The 18,161-nt window shown below is 71.7% G+C and carries 15 protein-coding genes and 2 pseudogenes; 5 read left to right on the top strand and 12 right to left on the bottom strand.

All coding sequences use genetic code 11. The annotated features are described in order from the left end of the window. Positions 1-742 (top strand): annotated as a pseudogene (locus ABD369_RS09105) (hypothetical protein); the annotation flags it as partial. A gap of 216 nt (positions 743-958) precedes the next feature. On the opposite strand, the gene ABD369_RS09110 reads toward ABD369_RS09105, so the two are convergent. The 11 genes from ABD369_RS09110 to ABD369_RS09160 all read right to left on the bottom strand — a co-directional run bounded on the left by ABD369_RS09110 (position 959) and on the right by ABD369_RS09160 (position 11,735). Beyond that, a complete protein-coding gene (locus ABD369_RS09110; RefSeq protein WP_344635761.1) occupies positions 959-1,651 on the bottom strand; it encodes a spermidine synthase family protein in 693 nt (230 codons plus the stop codon). 138 nt (positions 1,652-1,789) lie between these two features. Continuing rightward, a complete protein-coding gene (locus ABD369_RS09115) occupies positions 1,790-2,851 on the bottom strand; it encodes a YeiH family protein (RefSeq protein ID WP_344635762.1) in 1,062 nt (353 codons plus the stop codon). 8 nt (positions 2,852-2,859) lie between these two features. Next, positions 2,860-3,378 (bottom strand): cysteine dioxygenase family protein, encoded by a 519-nt coding sequence (locus ABD369_RS09120; RefSeq protein WP_344635763.1) that lies wholly within the window; start codon positions 3,376-3,378, stop codon positions 2,860-2,862. Positions 3,379-3,533: 155 nt separating this feature from the next. Further along, the gene (locus tag ABD369_RS09125) at positions 3,534-4,439 is read right to left on the bottom strand and encodes a LysR family transcriptional regulator (protein ID WP_344635764.1); all 906 of its coding nucleotides are present in this window, start codon (positions 4,437-4,439) and stop codon (positions 3,534-3,536) included. A gap of 76 nt (positions 4,440-4,515) precedes the next feature. Continuing rightward, entirely contained in the window at positions 4,516-5,382 is an 867-nt protein-coding gene (locus ABD369_RS09130; RefSeq protein ID WP_344635765.1) for an amino acid ABC transporter permease, read from the bottom strand. Then, complete coding sequence (locus tag ABD369_RS09135) at positions 5,379-6,023, bottom strand: amino acid ABC transporter permease (protein ID WP_344635766.1); 645 nt, start codon at positions 6,021-6,023, stop codon at positions 5,379-5,381. The genes ABD369_RS09130 and ABD369_RS09135 overlap by 4 nt, the downstream gene beginning before the upstream one ends. 17 nt (positions 6,024-6,040) lie before the next feature. Further along, complete coding sequence (locus tag ABD369_RS09140; RefSeq protein WP_344635767.1) at positions 6,041-6,928, bottom strand: glutamate ABC transporter substrate-binding protein; 888 nt, start codon at positions 6,926-6,928, stop codon at positions 6,041-6,043. Positions 6,929-6,939: 11 nt separating this feature from the next. After that, entirely contained in the window at positions 6,940-7,692 is a 753-nt protein-coding gene (locus ABD369_RS09145) for an amino acid ABC transporter ATP-binding protein (RefSeq protein ID WP_344635768.1), read from the bottom strand. Between the two features lie 30 nt (positions 7,693-7,722). Next, complete coding sequence (locus ABD369_RS09150) at positions 7,723-7,968, bottom strand: hypothetical protein (RefSeq protein ID WP_344635769.1); 246 nt, start codon at positions 7,966-7,968, stop codon at positions 7,723-7,725. Between the two features lie 174 nt (positions 7,969-8,142). After that, on the bottom strand, positions 8,143-9,915 hold the full coding sequence (locus ABD369_RS09155; RefSeq protein ID WP_344635770.1) for an ABC transporter ATP-binding protein: 1,773 nt from the start codon (positions 9,913-9,915) through the stop codon (positions 8,143-8,145). After that, positions 9,912-11,735, bottom strand: coding sequence for an ABC transporter transmembrane domain-containing protein (locus ABD369_RS09160; protein ID WP_344635771.1), 1,824 nt, complete (start codon positions 11,733-11,735; stop codon positions 9,912-9,914). Before ABD369_RS09160 ends, ABD369_RS09155 begins: the two co-directional genes overlap by 4 nt. A gap of 338 nt (positions 11,736-12,073) precedes the next feature. On the opposite strand from ABD369_RS09160, the gene ABD369_RS09165 reads away from it, so the two are divergent. Beyond that, positions 12,074-12,928 (top strand): aldo/keto reductase, encoded by an 855-nt coding sequence (locus ABD369_RS09165; protein WP_344635772.1) that lies wholly within the window; start codon positions 12,074-12,076, stop codon positions 12,926-12,928. A 171-nt stretch (positions 12,929-13,099) separates the two neighbouring features. Here the strand turns inward: ABD369_RS09165 and ABD369_RS09170 are convergent, their stop codons facing one another. Continuing rightward, positions 13,100-13,924, bottom strand: a complete 825-nt coding sequence (locus ABD369_RS09170) for a MarR family winged helix-turn-helix transcriptional regulator (RefSeq protein ID WP_344635773.1) — start codon at positions 13,922-13,924, stop codon at positions 13,100-13,102. A gap of 444 nt (positions 13,925-14,368) precedes the next feature. Here ABD369_RS09170 and fabG point away from each other — a divergent pair, with 444 nt between their 5' ends. The 3 genes and pseudogenes from fabG to ABD369_RS09185 form a co-directional block, all read left to right on the top strand. After that, positions 14,369-15,172, top strand: a complete 804-nt coding sequence (gene fabG, locus ABD369_RS09175) for a 3-oxoacyl-ACP reductase FabG (RefSeq protein WP_425557564.1) — start codon at positions 14,369-14,371, stop codon at positions 15,170-15,172. Positions 15,173-15,320: 148 nt separating this feature from the next. Then, positions 15,321-15,515 carry a hypothetical protein gene (locus ABD369_RS09180; RefSeq protein ID WP_344635775.1) on the top strand — a complete coding sequence of 65 codons (195 nt, stop codon included), beginning with the start codon at positions 15,321-15,323 and terminating at the stop codon, positions 15,513-15,515. Between the two features lie 148 nt (positions 15,516-15,663). Then, positions 15,664-17,940 (top strand): annotated as a pseudogene (locus ABD369_RS09185) (glycoside hydrolase family 31 protein); the annotation flags it as partial. Positions 17,941-18,161 lie beyond the last annotated feature (221 nt).

The raw sequence follows: 18,161 nt of genomic DNA on the forward strand, positions 1-18,161 counted from the left end.
CGCCGACGCACCCGCCTCCACCAAGGGCACCCCGGTCGCAGTACCCCCAGCCGACTTCGACCCCTTCGCACCCCCGGCACCCGCCGCCACCACCACCACCGACGCACCCGCCTCCACCAAGGGCACCCCGGTCGCAGTACCCCCAGCCGACTTCGACCCCTTCGCACCCCCGGCACCCGCCGCCACCACCACCGACGCACCCGCCTCCACCAAGGGCACCCCGGTCGCAGTACCCCCAGCCGACTTCGACCCCTTCGCGGCCGCAGCTCCCTCGACCAGCGTGTCGGCAACTCCCGCCGCTGCTCCGGTAGTTGCCGCCGCTGCTCCGCAACCCGCGCCGGCTGCGGATCCGTTCGGCACGGTGATGAACAACCAGCCCGCCGACCCGTTCGGCACGGTGATGACCGGCTCCTCGCCCGCACCGGCACCCGCCCCTGCTCCGACACAGTCGCAGTCGTTCACCGTTCCCCCGCCGCCGGCGCACCCGCCGACGATCCCGGCCCCACCCAAGGGCAAGGGCACCCCGGTGGCCGTACCCCCGGCGGACTTCAACCCGTTCGCACCTCCGGCGCCGTCCACCGACGCACCGGCCGCCGCGGAGGAGCAGGCCCCGCCGACCAAGGGAACTCCGGTCAACGTTCCCCCGCCGGACTTCAACCCCTTTGCCGCCGCCTCCGCCCCGGCCGCGGCACCCGCCGCCCCGGCGACCCCGGAACCGCCTGCCAACAATCCCTTCGGCTGAGCCGGAGAACCGGCGTCAAAGGACCGGCGGCAACGGCGGAAGCCGGGACGTCAAAGAGCTCACCCGAAAGCCCGAAGCGGCCGGACGGACCCACACACTCGGGTCCGCCCGGCCGCCCTGTTCGCTGTCCGTCCGTGTCGGCGCTACCGGCAGCCCTCAGCCGACTGACCGTCAACTACCTGCGGAGCCGAGTAGTTGCCGCACCCCTGCGACGTGTCAGCTCCGCCGCGCGAGGTGGACGACATCGGGCACGCCCCGCAGCACCGGGATCTCCACCGTGTGCACATCGGCGAAGCCCGCCGCTCGCAGCGCCTCCTCGAAGGCGGCGGACGGCTGCGCGCTCCACACCGCCAGCACCCCACCGGGCGTCAACCGCCGCTGGGCGGCGGCCAGTCCGGCAGGTCCGTAGAGGCCGAGGTTGGAGTCGGTGACCGTCCAGTCCGGGCCGTTGTCGATGTCCAGGCAGAGCGCGTCGTACAACTCGCCCTCGGCGCGCAGGAACTCGACCAGGTCGGTGTGGAGCACCGTGACCCGCGGGTCGTCTTCCAGAGCGTGCGCGGAGAACGCGGCCAGCGGGCCGGAGCGGTGCCAGTCGATGATGGCACCCTCCCGCTCGGCGACCGCGATCCGGCCCCAGCGGGGCTCGGCGGCGGCGTGCGCGAGTGAGAAGCCCACACCCAGGCCGCCGATCAGCACCGAGGGGCTCTCGACCGAGCCGAGCTGGTCCAGGGCCGCCTGGACCAGCAGCCGCTCGGAACGCCCATCGGCGGTGTCCATCAGGAAGCACCCGTTGGCGATGATCTCGAAGTGTTCGCCTCGCTGCCGCAGCACCACCTCGCCGTACGGACCCTCATGCCGGTCGAGCGTGACAGGGGTGTCCAGTCCGTTCCGGTCGGGCAGTACGGCCATCGTGGTCCTCATCGTGTGCGGCCAGCGGTACCGGACCACTTTACGTCAGCCCGGTTCCCAACGGCCCTGCCACAGATGCCCGCCACAAACCCGCCGGGCTGGCGAGCGGCATCCGCTCGAGTGCTGCGCGGCATCCGCTCAGGTGGTCAGCAGCACGCCCGCGTAGGAGACGCCGGCGACCACCACCCAGGAGGCCAGTCCGAGTGCCGCGACCCGCCCGCCGGTGCGGGCCAGGGTGGGCAGGTGGACGGCGCTGCCGAGACCGAACAGGGCTGCCGCCAGCAGAAGTTCCTGTCCGTCGCCGGCGAGCGTCAGCACCTCCGCCGGGACGGTCACCACCGAACGCAGCACGATCATGGCGAGGAAGCCGAGTACGAACAGCGGCACCAGCGGCGGCCGTTTCCCTCCGCTCTCCCCCGCGGCGTTCCCCTCCGGACGCCGCCTGATCAGTGCCACCGCCACGCCCGCCGTCAGCGGCGCCAGCAGCACCACCCGCATCAGCTTGACCAGTACGGCCTCGCGCAGCGCGTCCGCCCCACCGGTCTGCGCGGTCGCGACCACCTGCCCGACGTCGTGCACGCTCGCCCCGACCCAGCGTCCGAACTCGGCGCCGCCGAGCCCCAACGGGTGCTGCAGCAGCGGGAGTACCGCGATCGCCAGCGTTCCGCAGAGGGTGACCAGCGCCACCGAAGTGGCGACGTCCTCCTCGTCGCTCTCGGCGACCTGACTCACGGCGCCGATCGCGGAGGCGCCGCAGATCGAATAGCCGGTGGCGATCAGCAGCGGCTGGTCGCCGCGCAGGCCGAGCCTGCGGCCGAGCCAGAGGGTGCCGAAGAAGGTCGCGACGACCACGGCCAGCACCATCGCGACCGTGGCCCAGCCGAGGCCGAGCACGTCGCCGAGGCTGAGTTTGAGGCCGAGCAGTACGATCCCGGCCCGCATCAACCGCTTTCCGGCGAGCGAGAGTCCGGGCCTGGCCGCACCCTTGACCAGCGGGCGCAGCCACGGCACATGCGCGACCGCGACGCCGAGCACCACGGCCGCGGTCAGCCGCGGAACGGCGGGTATCAGCTGGTGCACGGCCCAGGCGGCGGCCACGCCGAGTGCGGCGAGCGCCAGTCCCGGGCCGTTGCGCCGGGACGCCGGCCCGAGGACGGGGGGCGTGGTGGGTCGTCCGGCGGTATCGACGGTCAGCGTCACGGGCCCGCTCACCGCTCGTCGGAAGGCAGCCGGTAGACCCGGCGGACGCTGCTGCCGATCCTGGAGATGTCCGCGCCGTAGACGTGCAGGGAGATCGCGGTGTCGCTGCCGCAGTTCTGCACCCGGTGGATGTCGCCGGGCGGGGCGAAGCCGCAGACGGCGCCGACCGGGTTGGTGACGTCCTCGGTGGCGATCAGCCGGGCGGCGCGACCGTCGGGGACCAGCCGGTACCGGCGTTCGCTCTCCGTGCCCTGGTGGACGCCGGTGGCGCACCAGGAGACGTGGTCGTGGATGGAGGTGTGCTGTCCCGGCAGCCAGACCAGGGCGACCAGGGAGAAGCTGCCGTCGGACTCGGCGTGGATCAGGTGCTGGCGGTAGCGGTCCGGATCGCCCAGCTGCTGGTCGGCGGTGAGCAGGTCGGCTGCGCCGAGGTGTGGTGCGAGTTGCTCGCCGACCAGGTAGGCGGTCAGGTCCGGAGGAAGGCCGCGGTCGACGACCTCGCGCAGCCCGCCGATCAGGCGGTGCATACGCTCCGTACACCGGTCGGCGGTAACGGTGGCGGAAGTGTTCATATCTGGAGCGTCGGCTGATCAAGCCATTACGTCCAACGACAGTCTTTTGACTGTATGCCAACTCTAGCTTATGGGTCGCCGCCCTCGGCCGCCTCCCGCCGGGTGCCGCCTCAGCACCCGACCCGAGCGGCCCCCGCCCGGCGCAGCTCGTCCAGCACCAGCGCGGTGGCCGGTATCCGCTGGTGCTCGCGCAACACGTACGCGCAGACCTTGCGGCGAAGGTGCGGTTCGACCAGTCGGCCGGTGACCTTGCGGTGACACATGAAGGAGAGCACCAGCGCGGGCATCAGGGCTATGCCGACTCCGGCCGCGACCAGGCTCTGCACCGCGAGGTTGTCGTCGGTACTGAAGACCACGTCGGGGGCGAAGCCCTCCTCGGCGCAGACGTGCAGCAGGTTGGCCCGGCAGCGCGGACACCCGGCGATCCACCGCTCGGTCTCCAGGTCGGCCAGACGCACCGCATGCCGCCGGGCGAGCTGGTGGCCGACCGGCAGCAGCACGGTCAACTGATCTTCCATCAGGGGGACTTCGACCAGTTCGGGCGGGGTCTCGGCGCGCACGCCCGGGTAGGTGAAGGAGAGCGCGATGTCGCACTCGCCGCGCAGCAGCCGCTGGACGGAGTCGGGCGGCTCGGCCTCCAGCAGCTCGACCCGGACCCCGGGGTGCCCGGCGAGCAGCCGGGCCATCGCCTCGGGGATCAGGGTGGCGTTGGCGCTGGGGAAGGCGCAGACCCGAACCCGGCCGGCGCGCAGCCGGGCGAGTGCGCCGAGCTGCTGCTGGGCGGCCTCCATGCTGGCGAGGATGGTCCGGGCGTGCCGGGACAGGGCCTCGCCGGCCTCGGTGAGTCGCAGTCCGCGCCCGGCGCGGGTGAACAGCGGTACGCCGACGTCGCGCTCCAGCGCCTTCATCTGCTGGGTGATGGCGGGTTGGGTATAGCCGAGGGCCCGAGCGGCGGCCGAGTAGGAACCGGTGCTGACGACCTCGTGGAACGTCCTGATGTGCCGTGAGTCGAACACTCCTGAATCATAAGCAGATTTTGGAGTCCCATCCGCAATACCCCAGTCTTCGCTTTGGTATTCGGGCATCGCAGGGCTACTGCCGCGCCTCCGGAGGCAGGCCCGTCACCACACCCGCCGCTGCGATCGGGGCGCCGCCCTTGACCTTGGGGCTGCGCCGGGTGCGCCTCTCGGCCCACCGGGCCAGCCAGGAGAGCAGCAGGCACATCCCGATGTAGACGGGTGCGATGACCATCACCACCGGGATGAACGGGAGGTCGTAGTCGAGGTTGGTGGCGATCAGCTTCCCGGCGTGCAGGAACTCCTCGAAGGTGATCAGGAAGCCGAGCGAGGTGTCCTTGAGCGCCACCACCAACTGGCTGATGATGGTCGGCAGCATGGCCCGGTTGGCCTGCGGCACCAGTACGTACGCCATCACCTGGGTCTTGCGCATCCCGAGTGCGAACGCCGCCTCGCGCTGGCCCCTGGGCACGGCGAGCACGCCGGCGCGGAGGACCTCGGCGAGGACCGAGCCGTTGTACAGGGTCAGCCCGGCGACCAGTGCCCACAGCGGCTGCACCTTCAGCGCGACGAAGATGAAGAAGATCATCACCAGCAGCGGCATGGCCCGGAAGAACTCCACCACCACTGTGGCGAGCAGGCGGACGGGGCGGTGGTCGGAGAGCCGTCCGGCGGCGAACAGCGCGCCGAAGGGCAGGGCGAGGAGCACCGTCCAGCCGAATGCGGTCAGGGTGTTGCCGAGCCCGCGCAACAGCAGGTCCTGGACGCCCCGGTACTCGAACGGCATCCACTTCCGGTAGGTGAACTGGTGGGTGTGGAACAGCATGTACACCACCCAGCCGATCAGCGCGGCGATCAGCAGCACCGCAACACCGCCGTAGAACCGGTGCCGGGCCAGTGCCCTGGGGCCGGGGATGTCGTAGAGCGCGGAGCCGCTGGTCATCGGGAGGCCGCCACCCGTCGTTCGAGGAGGTTGAAGAGCGCACTGATCGCCAGGCTGATGATCAGATAGCCGGCCGCGATCCAGACGAAGGCCCAGATGATGCTGTAGCCGAGCTCGTTGAGGGTGCGGTAGGTGCCGAGCAGTTCGGTCACGCTGAACGAGCCGGCGATCGCGCTGTTCTTCACCATCGCGATCATCACACTGCCGATCGGTGCCACCACCGAGCGGTACGCCTGCGGCATCACCACCAGGCCCAGCGTCTGGCCGAAGGTCATCCCCAGACTCCGTGCCGCCTCCCCCTGGCCTGGCGGCACGGTGTTGATGCCCGAGCGCAGCGCCTCGCAGACGAAGGCCGAGGTGTAGCAGCCGAGCGCCAGCACCGCGAAGACGAAGAACGGCAGCACGATGTCGAACCTCGGCAACCCCAGCACCACCACGAAGAACAGCAGCGTCAGCGGGGTGTTGCGTAGCACGGTCACCCAGCCGGTGCCGAACGCCCGCAGCGGCCGCACCGGCGAGACCCGGAAGGCGGCCATCAGCACCCCGAGCAGTAGCGCCAACACCCCGCTGAACACCGTGAGTTCGAGCGTGCCGAGGAAGCCGTTCCAGTAGGTCGGGAGATTGGCGGTCAGGACTGTCATACCAACTCGGGCCTCTCTCAGTACCGGTCGATCAGCGGCGGAGCCGGCGCGGGCACCCCGGACAGGCCGAGGGTGGCGTCGTACGCCTTCTTCCAGTTGCCGTTCCGCATGTTCCGCACCAGCGCGTCGTCGATGGCCAGCCGCAGCACCCGGTCGTCCTTGGGCACGCCGATGCCGTACGGCTCGGTGGAGAACGGCTTCCCGGCGAGCTTCAGCTCGTCCGGGGCCTTGGCCGCGTACCCCTGCAGGATGGCGTTGTCCGTGGTCACCGCGTCCACCTGGGCGGTGATCAGGTTGTCGACGCAGGCCGAGTAGGTGTCGTACCCGACCAGGTGCGCCTTCGGGTAGTCCTGCCGGATCCGCTGGTACGGCGTGGAACCAGCGGCCGAGCAGACCTTCTTGCCGGCCAGGTCCTGCGGGCCGTGGATGCTGTGCCCGTTCCTCCGGACCAGCAGGCTCTGCCCTGCGATGAAGTACGGCCCGGCGAAGCCCACCAGCTTCTTGCGGTTGGCGTTGATGGTGTAGGTGCCGACGTAGTAGTCGACCTGGCCGTTCTGCAGCGCGGTCTCACGGTTGGCCGAGGCGATGGTCCGGAACTCGATCTGCCCGACGCCGAACCCGAGGTCGGCGCCGACCATCTTGGCGATCTCGATGTCGAAGCCGGAGTACTGGCCGGTCGCCGGGTCCCTCCAACCCAGGTACGGCTGGTCCTCCTTGGCGCCGACCACCAACCTGCCCCGCGCACGTGCCCGGTCCAAGGTGGGCGAGCCCTGGACTGCGGCGGCGTTCTGCACCGGGTAGCCGGGCAGCGCGCTCGCCTGCGGCCCCTTCGGCGGCGGGGTGCCGGGTTTGCCGCAGGCTGTGAGCAGCGCACAGAGCAGCACGAGGACGGGGAGACGCTTCACCTGGCCGCCCCTCAGTGGTTCAGGATCTTGGAGAGGAAGTCCCTGGCCCGTTCGGTGTTCGGCGCGCTGAAGAACTCCTCCGGCGGGCGGTCCTCCAGGATCCGCCCGTCCGCCATGAACACCAGCCGGTTGGCCGAGGCCCGCGCGAAGCCCATCTCGTGGGTGACGACCAGCATCGTCATGCCCTCGCGCGCCAGGCCCCGCATCACGTCGAGCACCTCATTGATCATCTCGGGGTCGAGGGCCGAGGTCGGCTCGTCGAACAGCAGCGCCTTCGGGTCCATCGCCAGCGCCCGGGCGATCGCCACCCGCTGCTGCTGGCCGCCGGACAGCTGCGCCGGGTACTTGTCGGCGTGCGCGGCCAGCCCCACCCGCTCCAGCAGGTCACGGGCCTTCCGTTCGGCCTGGGACCCGGTCCGCTTGCGGACCTGCAGCTGAGCCAGGGTGACGTTCTGCAGCACGGTCTTGTGGGCGAAGAGGTTGAACGACTGGAAGACCATCCCGACCTCGGCCCGCAGCCCGGCCAGGCCCTTGCCCTCCTCGGGCAGCGGGACGCCATCGATGGTGATGGTCCCCGACTCGACCGTCTCCAGCCGGTTGATCGTCCGGCAGAGTGTGGACTTGCCTGATCCGGACGGGCCGATCACCACGACCACCTCACCGCGCCCGACGGTGAGGTTGATGTCGTACAGCACCTGCAAACGGCCGAAGTACTTGTTGACGCCGGCCAGTTCGATCAGCGGGGCGAAACCTGCGGTACTCATGGTGCGGAACCCTCCCGGGGCTCGGGAGGACTAGCTGCCGCGCCGGCTCTTGACCGGCCGGCCGGGCCGGACAGCCGCGACCGGGGCCGCCGGCAGGACGGCCCCGAGCGGCGCGGTCGCGGTGGACACCCGGAACCGGATCCGTGCCGGCTCAGGGCCCGCGAGCAGCCGCCGGAGCGCCAGGAACACGATCACTCCGACCGCCCCGGTCAGAGCACCCGCGATCTCGCTTCCGCCCCTGCCGCCGGACCGGGAACCGCCTGAAGTCTTGGCCACAGAGGCAGTCTGCGCCGCGGCCGTTCCGCCCCCGCACCGCGCGCCGCCCCCGGTACCCCGCCTGGCCCACCCCGTACACCCAACCGGCGGCAGCCCCGGAGGGGTGAATCCGGCACCAGGGGGCGCTACAGCGGTGCGCCCCCGGTGCCCGGGCCGGCCTGTCCGTCGGGCCCGCTACCCCTCGTCGCGCCAGGAGCGCCAGAGCGCCGCGTACGCCCCGCCCGCCGCCACCAGCTCCGGATGGCTCCCGTACTCGCTGATCCGCCCTTGCTCCACCACCGCGATCACATCCGCGTCGTGCGCCGTGTGCAACCGGTGCGCGATGGCGATCACCGTACGCCCCTCCAGCACCCGTGAGAGCGAACGCTCCAGGTGCCGGGCCGCCCGCGGGTCCAGCAGCGAGGTCGCCTCGTCCAACACCAGGGTGTGCGGGTCCGCCAGCACTAGCCTGGCCAGCGCCAACTGCTGGGCCTGCGGCGGCGTCAGCACCGTCCCGCCCGAACCGACCTCGGTGTCCAGGCCGTCCGGCAGCGCCGCCACCCACTCCCCGGCGTCCACCGCCGCGAGCGCCGCGCGCAGTTCGACGTCATCGGCGCCGGGCCGGGCCAGCCGCAGGTTGTCCCGCAGGGTGCCGACGAACACATGGTGCTCCTGGTTGACCAGTGCGACCTGCGCCCGGATCCGCTCGGCGGGCATCCGCGCCAGCGGGGCACCGCCCAGCGTGACGCTCCCCCGGCCCGGGGCGTAGATCCCCGCCAACAGCCGCCCCAGCGTGGACTTTCCCGCCCCCGACGGCCCGACCAGCGCGACCCGGCTGCCGGGCGCGACGTCCAGGCTGATGCCGTGCAGCACATCGACGCCGTCGCGGTAGCCGAAGGCCACCTCGCTCGCCGAGACCTCGCGGCCCGCCGGACGCACGGTCTCGTCCGTCTCCGGGTCCACCACCTCGCGGACCCCGACCAGCCGGGCCAACGAGGCCTGGCCGACCTGGAGTTCGTCGTACCAGCGCAGGATCAGGTCGACCGGGTGGGTCAGCGCCTGGGCGTAGAGCACCCCGGCGGTCAACTGGCCGATGCCGATCCAGCCCCGGGTCGCGTAGAGGCCTCCCAGGGTGAGGGTGGCCAGCACCGCCAGCGCGTAGGTGGCGTCCACGCTCGGGAACCACACGGTGCGCAGCCACAGGGTGTACCGTTCCCAGGCCAGCCACTCGCCGATCCGACGATCCGTCAGCTCGACCCGCCGCTCACCCAGCCGGAGCGCCTCGACCGTGCGCCCGGCGTCCACCGTCTCGGCCAACACGGTGTTGACCGCCGCGTACCCGGCCGACTCGCTGCGGTAGGACTGTGGGGCGCGCCGGAAGTACCAGCGGGAGGTGGCCAGCAGCAGTGGCAGTCCGATCACCGCGGTGATCGCGAGCAGCGGCGAGGTGAGCAGCAGGGCGCCGAGCACCAGGACCACGGAGACCAGGGCGACGGCGAGTTCGGGCACCGCCTCGCGGACCGACTTGGCGAGCCGGTCGATGTCGGTGGTGCCGCGGGAGACCAGGTCGCCCGTCCCGGCGCGTTCCAGCACGCCGGGCGGCAGGGCGACCGAGCGCACCAGGAAGTCCTCGCGCAGGTCGGCCAGCATCCGCTCGCCGAGCATGCTGCCGCGCAGTCGGGACCAGCCGATGAAGCCGCTCTGGACGAACAGCGCGAGCAGGTACCACCCGATCGCGGTGAGGATCCGGCTCCCGGTCGTCCCCGCGCTGAGCTCCTGCACCAGCGAGCCGAGCACCCAGGGGCCGGCCAGTCCGGCGACGGTGGCGGTGGCGTTGAGTGCGATCACGGCGGCGAAGCCGGCGCGGTGCCGGCGGGCCAGCAGCCGGACGTAGGCGCGGACGGCGGCCGGGGAGGCCACCGGCAGCATGGCGGCCGGCCCGTGCTGCCGTACTTCCGGGGGCTTCATACCTTCTCCTCGGCGGGCGCGGATGCGGACGGACCGTCCTGCGCGGTTCTCCTGCCGGCGCTGGCCGCCCCTTCGTCGCGGGTGACGATCGCCCGGTACTCGGGGCAGCCGTGCAGCAGTTCTCGGTGGGTGCCGCTGGCGGCGACCCGGCCCTGGTGGACCAGCAGGACGGTGTCGGCCCGGTCGAGCAGCAGCGGGCTGGTCGCGAACAGCACGGTGGTGCGGCCCTCGCGCACCTCGCGCAGCCCGGTGGCGATCCTGGACTCGGTGTGGGCGTCCACCGCGCTGGTGGGCTCGTCCAGCACCAGCACGGCCGGGTCGGCCGCCAACGAGCGTGCCAGCGCGAGGCGTTGGCGCTGGCCGCCGGAGAGCGAGCGCCCCTTCTCGGTGATCCGGGCCAGCATCGGGTCGCCCTGGCACTCGGGCGAGCCGTCGACCAGGGCGTCCAGCACGTCCCCGGCGCGGACGGCGGCCAACGCCCGCTCGGGGGCGATGCGCCCGGTGCCGGGGACGTCGAACAGCTCGGCCAGGGTGCCGGAGAGCAGCACCGGGTCCTTGTCCTGGACCAGTACGGCGGCCCGCACCTCGGCCAGCGGCACCTCGTCCAGCGGGGTGCCGCCGAGCCGTACCGAGGGCTCGGGCTGCTCGCCCTCGGCCAGCGGCAGATGCCCGCCGAGCCGTCCGGCCAGGTGGCCGGCGACGTCCGGATCGCCGCAGACCACGGCGGTGATCCGCCCGGCGCGGGCGGTCAGCCCGGTGAGCGGGTCGTGCAGGTCGGCGCGCTCGGAACGGGTGAGCCGGGCGGTGAGGGCCTCGCCGTCCGCCGTCCGGTTCAGCGCCAGCAGTCGGACCGCCCGCCCGGCCGCGACCCGGGCGACGCTCCAGGCGTGCGCGGCCTCGCCGAGGATCCGCAGCGGCGAGGAGAGGAAGGCCGTCGCCCCGTACACGGCGACCAGTTCGCCGATGCCGATCTGCCCGCGGATCACCAGTTCGGCGCCGTACCAGGTGGTGGCGACCACGAACAGGCCGGGCAGCAGCACCTGCTGGGCCTGCATCAGCGACCAGATCCTGGCCGTACGGACGGCGGCGCCGCGGACCTGTTGCGAGGCCGCCCGGTAGCGATCCAGGAAGAGCTCCTCGCCGCCGATGCCGCGCAGCACCCGCAGTCCGGCGACGGTGTCGGCGGTCAGCTCGGTGGCCTTGCCCGCGAAGGCGCGCTGGGTGCTGTAGCGGCGCTCCAGCGGGGCGAGCAGCGGCCACACGGAGGCCGCGAGGACGGGCACGCCGAGCAGGACCGCGAGGCCGAGCAGCGGCCGGCGGACCAGCACGATCGTGCCGAGGCCGAGCCAGACCAGGACGGCGGCCCGCACCCTGGCGAGCAGTTCGACGTACCAGCCGATCCGCTCCACGTCGCTGCTGCTGACCGCGACGATCTCGCCGGTGGCGATCCGCCGGGACAGCCCGGCGCCGAGCCCGGATGCCTGCCGGGCCACCAGCTGGCGCAGCTGGGAGGCGGCGGTGATCCAGTTCCACACCGCCTGCCGGTGCAACTGGACGGCGCCGAAGGCCTGGAGCGCGGCGAGCAGCAGGGCGAGGGCGCCGGTCCGCCAGATCCCGGCGGTGTCGCCGGCCACGGCGGCCTGGATGCCGAGGCCGAGCGCCAGCGGAAGGGCCGCCTGGCAGGCGAGTTCCAGTACGCCCCAGGCGGTGGCGAGCAGTTGGCCGCGCCGCTGGCTGCGGCGCAGCCAGCGCAGGAAGGCGCGTGGTGAACCCAGGTCGGGGACGCCCGGATCCGGCATGGGTAGGGGCTTGAGCGGCATGACGCTCCGTTGCGGGGGTGGTGCGGGCAGGATGCTCAGGCACGCGGCCCAGGTCCTGGGCGCGGCGGGTCGCCCGGCGCGATCCGCAGGCCGGGCGGGACGAGGTGACGGCGGGGGTGCGGGTCATCAGGACGTCATGGGCACCGAGAGTGCCGCCCGCACTGTGACGTACGCAACAGGTTTTCCCGCATCGGCCGCTCAACGCAGGGCCGCGGAACGTCATTTGGCGTCGAGGTACATCAATTTCGGTGAATTCTTGGCAGATCGGGAACATACCGACCCCGCCCAGGGTTGCTTCCCAGCGGCACTATCCGACTGACCGGAGGGCACCCCTTTCAGTGAGCACCATCCCCAGCGTCACTCTGAACAACGGCGTCCGGATCCCGCAGCTCGGCTTCGGCGTCTGGCAGGTACCGGACGCCGAAGCGGCGACCGCCGTCCGCACCGCCATCGAGGCCGGCTACCGCAGCATCGACACCGCCGCCATCTACGAGAACGAGGCCGGCACCGGCCAGGCGATCGCGGCGGCCGGTGTGCCGCGCGAGGAACTGTTCATCACCACCAAGCTGTGGAACTCCGGCACCCGGGACTGGTCGGGCCTCCAGGGCCAGGACGCCGTGCTGCACGCCTTCGACGAGTCGCTGGCCAAGCTCGGCCTGGACTACATCGACCTCTACCTGATCCACTGGCCGCGCCCGATGCACGGCACCTTCCTCAACATCTGGAAGGCCTTCGAGAAGCTGTACGCCGAGGGCCGGGTCAAGGCGGTCGGCGTCTCCAACTTCGGCCCGCAGCAGCTTGACGCGCTGCGCCAGGAGAGCTCGATCGTGCCGGTGCTCAACCAGGTCGAGCTGCACCCGCACTTCCCGCAGCACGAACTGCGCGAGTACCACGCCGCGCACGGCATCGCGACCGAGGCCTGGAGCCCGCTGGGCCAGGGCAAGGAGCTGCTCACCGAGCCCGAGCTGGTCAAGATCGCCGAGAAGCACGGCCGCACGGTGGCCCAGGTGGTGCTGCGCTGGCACCTGCAGAGCGGGATCATCGCGATCCCGAAGTCGGTCACCCCGTCCCGGATCAGGGAGAACATCGACGTCCTCGGCTTCGAGCTGGACGCCGAGGACCTGAGCGCGATCGCCGGTGTGGCCACGGGCAAGCGCCTCGGCCCGGACCCGCAGGAGTTCGACTGGAGCTGACCGCCCGAGCGGTCCGCCGCCGGCGGTGACGGGAAGACGAGCGGCCGGTCGCTGCCCCCGGATCGGAGGCGACCGGCCGCTCGTCACGCCGCCGTGCCCGGACGCACCCGGTGATCGGGGCCGTTCGACGCGGTGGCAAATCGTTACTTCGAGGAAGTGCCCGACGGATCGTTACAGCCTGGCGGCCTTTGCGATCAGCGCCAGCGCGCTCTCGTGCTCCTCCGGCTCCAGCGGGGCGAGCAGGAGTTCCTGCACCTCCCGCACCGCAGCCGCCGAGCGGTGCAGCAGGTCCTGCCCGGCCGGCGAGAGCGAGAGCAGGTTGCGGCGACCGTCCGAGGGGTCGCGGCGGCGCAGCACCAGACCGCGCCGGACCAGCCGGCTGACCATCTCGGCCATGGTGGCCTTGTCCAGCGAGGCCAGCTCGCCGACCGTGCGCTGGTCGGCACCTGGCTCGGTCTCCAGGGCGTCCAGCACCGCGTACTGAGGCGCCGTCAGCTCCGCGCCGACCTTCTCGGTCCAGAGCTTGGTGTGCACCTGCTGGCTGACCCGGATCAGGTAGCCGATCGCCCGCTGGGCGTCCAGCATCGGCCGGGCGTCCGTCATGACGGCCACCGCGGCCGGCTCCAGACGGGCTATCTTCGCCATCACCCGGACGATCTCGACCTGCTCCTCGGCGCTCAGCGGCTCGAAGAGGGTCCGCTGCACGCGGACCACTCCGCCGGTGGCCTCGCGCACCGCCTGCGCACCGCTCTGCGAGAGCGCGAGCAGCTTGCGACGGCCGTCGGCGGGGTCACGGCGGCGCAGCACCAGACCGCGCCGGACCAGGCGGGCGACCATCTCCGCCATCGTCGCCTTGTCGAGCGAGGCCCGCTCACCGACCGTGCGCTGGTCGGCTCCCGGTTCGAGGGCCAGCACGAGCAGCACCGCGAACTGCGGAGCCGTGAGCTCGGTACCGACGTACTCGGACCACAGGCGGGTGTGCACCTGCTGGGCCACGCGGATGAGGTGACCGGGCGACTGCTGAAGTCGCGCGGGCACACGGGTCGTCGGGATCTCCCCCAGCACCATGAAATCCGTCCCGATGTCACACCCGGTGTGTGTGGGACACCCGGGCGGGGCAGTAACGGCGAGTGAGCGTCCCGCTGTGAGGGTAGGCGCGCCAGCCGTGCAGCCGGTGGCTGCTGGCGCACACTATACAAACGGTAGGCCCGCACCGGCAGGCAGGGGCCAAGAGTAGACGCATGTTCGTCGAAGTTGGCATATTTCCGCAGCATGTCGTGGGCACAACTACCGGTTTGGATGATTGATCTTCACCGGATGCCCTCACCCTCCGTCACCTGCGACTCTGCACTCTGGCCCCGGGGACTACCCGCCGGTAGGGTGTCCGCCTCAGCGTCCTCCTGACCACCCATCGGGGCAGGGCCGCGCTCGGCAGCGGCCATGTCCGTCACCCCACCGAGAGAGACGAGTACGAGCATGACCGAGCAGAGCAGCACCCCCCGGGTCGCGGTCGTCACCGGCGCGGCCCGCGGCATCGGCGCCGCGACCGCCGAGCGGCTGGCCGCCGACGGCTACGCGGTGGCCGTCGTGGACCTGGATGCCTCGGCGGGCAAGGACACCGTCGAGCGGATCATCGCCGCGGGCGGCAGGGCCCTGGCAGTGGGGGCGGACGTCTCGGACGCGCAGCAGGTGGAGGCGGCCGTGGCGACGATCACCGCCGAGCTGGGCGCTCCGGTGGTCCTGGTCAACAACGCCGGGGTGCTCCGCGACAACCTGCTGTTCAAGATGTCCGAGTCGGACTGGGACACCGTGATGGACGTCCACCTCAAGGGGGCCTTCCTGATGACCCGGGCCTGCCAGAAGCACATGGTGGACGCCGGCTTCGGCCGGATCGTCAACCTCTCCTCCTCCTCGGCGCAGGGCAACCGCGGGCAGGCCAACTACTCCGCCGCCAAGGCCGGCCTGCAGGGCTTCACCAAGACCCTGGCGATCGAGCTGGGCAAGTTCGGCGTCACCGCCAACGCGGTGGCGCCCGGCTTCATCGCGACCGACATGACGGCCGCCACCGCGGCCCGGGTCGGCATGGAGTTCGAGGCCTTCAAGCAGGCCGCCGCCACCCAGATCCCGGTGAACCGGGTCGGCGTGCCCGAGGACGTCGCCAACACCATCTCCTTCCTGGCGGGCGAGGCGGCCGGCTTCGTCTCCGGCCAGGTCATCTACGTGGCCGGCGGCCCGCTCGACTGACCGCCGCACCGCGCCAGGGCCCGTCCGGCGGGTCTCTTTCGGTCCGCAGGGATCCGCCGGACAGGCCCTGGGCCCGCCCGCGATGCGCGCGGGCCCAGGTGGGAGGAGACTCGGGTCTCAGAAGCCCGCACTCCCCGGGAGGCACCAGATGACGAACGAGCCCACCGACAGCGAGTTCCGCCCGACGCCGGACCGCCTGCTCCACACGGGTGCCGAGCACCCGGTGGACCCGGAGGACCTGGTCATGGCCTCGGGCCGCACCCCCACCCCGGAGCTCATCGAGAAGGCCCGGCAGGACCTGGAGAAGTACGGCGCCGCCGCGGTCGAACGCCTGGTGCCCTGAGATCTCCAGCCCTTCACAGGCCCCCGCAGATGCGGGGGCCTGTGTGTTTTTCCGACCGCCCGGCGGTGTGGTCAAGCGGGGGGCTGTGCGCTATACCTGCTCATCAGTGTTTGTTCTTGCATGATGAGGAGCTCATATGCGCAGAACTTTGCAACACTCCCCGCGGTCACGGACCGTCGCTCTCGCCCTGGCCGCCCTGCTCTCCCTCGGTGGCGGTGCCCTCACCCCGGCCCTCACCCCGGCCCTCGCCGCAGCGCCGGCCGCCGCGGTGGCCGGATCGGCCGGCGCCGTCACCGGATTCACCGCGAGGGGCGCCGTCTACACCTTCTCCGCGGGCAGCGCCAGGGCCCGGGTCAGCTTCGTCACCGACCAGGTCTTCCGGATCGAGCTCGCTCCCGACGGCTCGTTCACCGACCCGGTCGGCGCCGACGTCGTCCTGCCGCAGGGCGCCCCGCCCGCCACCAAGTGGCGTGACCGGGGCGACCGTTACGAGCTGTCCACCGGCAAGGTCACCCTGCGCGTCTACAAGTCGGCACTGCGCTTCGCGCTCTACCGGGCCGACGGCACGAAGGTCTGGGAGGAGACCCGGCCGATCTCCTGGGACGGCAAGACGACCACCCAGGCCCTGGCCCGGGGCGCGAACGAGCAGTTCTTCGGCGGCGGTGAGCAGAACGGCTCCTTCTCCCACCGCGACAGGACCGTCCAGATCGGCGTGGACTACGACTGGGACGAGGGCGGGCACCCCAACTCCGTGCCGTTCTACCTCTCTTCGGCCGGGTACGGCGTCTACCGCAACACCTACGCCCCCGGCACGTACGCCTTCACCGACCCGGTCACCACCACCGAGCAGGAACTCCGCTTCGACGCCTACTACTTCGCCGGGCCCGGCCCCAAGGACGTGATCGGCCAGTACACCTCACTGACCGGAAAACCGTTTCTTCCGCCCATCTACGGCCTGGAGATGGGCGATTCGGACTGCTATCTGCACAACGCCAACCGGGGTGAGCGACACACCCTGGACGCACTGAAGATCGCGGACGACTACCGCAAGAACGACGTGCCGAACGGCTGGATGCTGGTCAACGACGGCTACGGCTGCGGATACGAGAACCTCGCCCAGACCGCCGAGGGCCTGCGGCAACGCGGGATGCAGCTCGGCCTGTGGACCGAGAACGGCCTCAGCCAGCTCGCCGACCAGGTCAAGTCCGGTCAGCGGGTGGCCAAACTGGACGTCGCCTGGGTCGGCGACGGCTACAAGTTCGCGCTCGACGGCTGCAAGGACGCCTACCGCGGCATCGAGGACAACAGCGACGCCCGCGGCTTCACCTGGGCGCCCGAGAGCTGGTCCGGCGCCCAGCGCTGCGGAGTGCAGTGGAGCGGCGACCAGTCCGGCAGTTGGGACTACATCCGCTGGCAGATCCCCACGTACGCCGGCTCCACCATGTCCGGGATGGCCTACAACACGGGCGACGTGGACGGCATCTTCGGCGGCAGCCCGCAGACCTACAGCCGCGACCTGCAGTGGAAGTCCTTCCTGCCCGCCGTCATGTCGATGGACGGCTGGGCGCCCAGCGACAAGCAGCCCTACCGCTACGGCGAGCCGTACACCTCCATCAACCGCAAGTACCTCAAGCTCAAGGAGTCGCTGCTGCCCTACATGTACAGCTACGCGGCCCAGGCCCACCGCACCGGTGTCGGCCCGGTCCGTCCGCTGGCCCTGGAGTACCCTGACGACCCGGTCACGGCCACCGACGCGGTCAAGTACGAGTTCCTCAGCGGCCAGGACTTCCTGGTGGCCCCGGTCTACTCCGACACCTCGGTGCGCGACGGCATCTACCTGCCCGAGGGCACCTGGATCGACTACTGGACCGGCCGCACGTACCAGGGCCCGACCACGGTCAACGGGTACCACGCGCCGCTGGACACCCTGCCGCTGTTCGTCAAGGCCGGTGCCACGGTGCCGATGTGGCCGGGCATCAGCTCCTACCGGGACCGCACCGCCGACTCCCCGCTCGCCTGGGACGTCTACCCGCAGGGACACAGCGGCTTCAGCCTGTACGAGGACGACGGGGTCACCCGCCAGTACCGCGACGGCGGCTACGCCATCCAGACCGCCCGGGTGGACGCTCCGAGTGCCGGGCGGGGGCGGGTCCGCATCGACGTCTCGCCCAGTGTCGGGACCTTCACCGGCAAGCAGAGCGCCCGGCCGTACCTGTTCACCGTACACAGCGGCACCGCGCCGAGCCGGGTCGCACTGGGCGGGCGGGCCCTGCCCGAACTGGCAGACCGGGCCGCCTTCGACCGGGCCGGCCAGGGCTGGTGGTACGACGCGGACGACCGTGGCGGCGTGATCCACGTGAAGACCGCGGCACTCTCCACCTCGGCCGGCCTCCGGCTGGTGCTGGACGGAGCGAGCGCTGTCGGTCCGGCCGCGCGGTAGCCGACGGAATGGCTACGGTTCGGTGACATTCTCGGCAGCGGTCACCGGCCGCCCGCGGAGGACCGCGCTGGTCCTTCCCTCCCGGCCGGCCACCCCGCCGACACCGGACCGCCCGCCGGATCCCCTCCGGGATCGGCTCGTTCGACGGCACGAGGGCCGGTCACGGCAGTCGGGCACAGGCCCGGGACCACTACGCCTGACCTGCT

Source organism: Kitasatospora cystarginea, assembly GCF_039533515.1.
GTDB lineage: Bacteria > Actinomycetota > Actinomycetes > Streptomycetales > Streptomycetaceae > Kitasatospora > Kitasatospora cystarginea.

Bases quoted from the DNA above. Each gene is read 5' to 3' on its own strand.
- fabG (WP_425557564.1), top strand. From the start codon at position 14,369: ATGTCCGTCACCCCACCGAGAGAGACGAGTACGAGCATGACCGAGCAG.
- ABD369_RS09160 (WP_344635771.1), bottom strand. From the start codon at position 11,735: ATGCCGCTCAAGCCCCTACCCATGCCGGATCCGGGCGTCCCCGACCTG.
- ABD369_RS09135 (WP_344635766.1), bottom strand. From the start codon at position 6,023: ATGACAGTCCTGACCGCCAATCTCCCGACCTACTGGAACGGCTTCCTC.
- ABD369_RS09145 (WP_344635768.1), bottom strand. From the start codon at position 7,692: ATGAGTACCGCAGGTTTCGCCCCGCTGATCGAACTGGCCGGCGTCAAC.
- ABD369_RS09110 (WP_344635761.1), bottom strand. From the start codon at position 1,651: ATGGCCGTACTGCCCGACCGGAACGGACTGGACACCCCTGTCACGCTC.
- ABD369_RS09120 (WP_344635763.1), bottom strand. From the start codon at position 3,378: ATGCACCGCCTGATCGGCGGGCTGCGCGAGGTCGTCGACCGCGGCCTT.
- ABD369_RS09155 (WP_344635770.1), bottom strand. From the start codon at position 9,915: ATGAAGCCCCCGGAAGTACGGCAGCACGGGCCGGCCGCCATGCTGCCG.
- ABD369_RS09180 (WP_344635775.1), top strand. From the start codon at position 15,321: ATGACGAACGAGCCCACCGACAGCGAGTTCCGCCCGACGCCGGACCGC.
- ABD369_RS09130 (WP_344635765.1), bottom strand. From the start codon at position 5,382: ATGACCAGCGGCTCCGCGCTCTACGACATCCCCGGCCCCAGGGCACTG.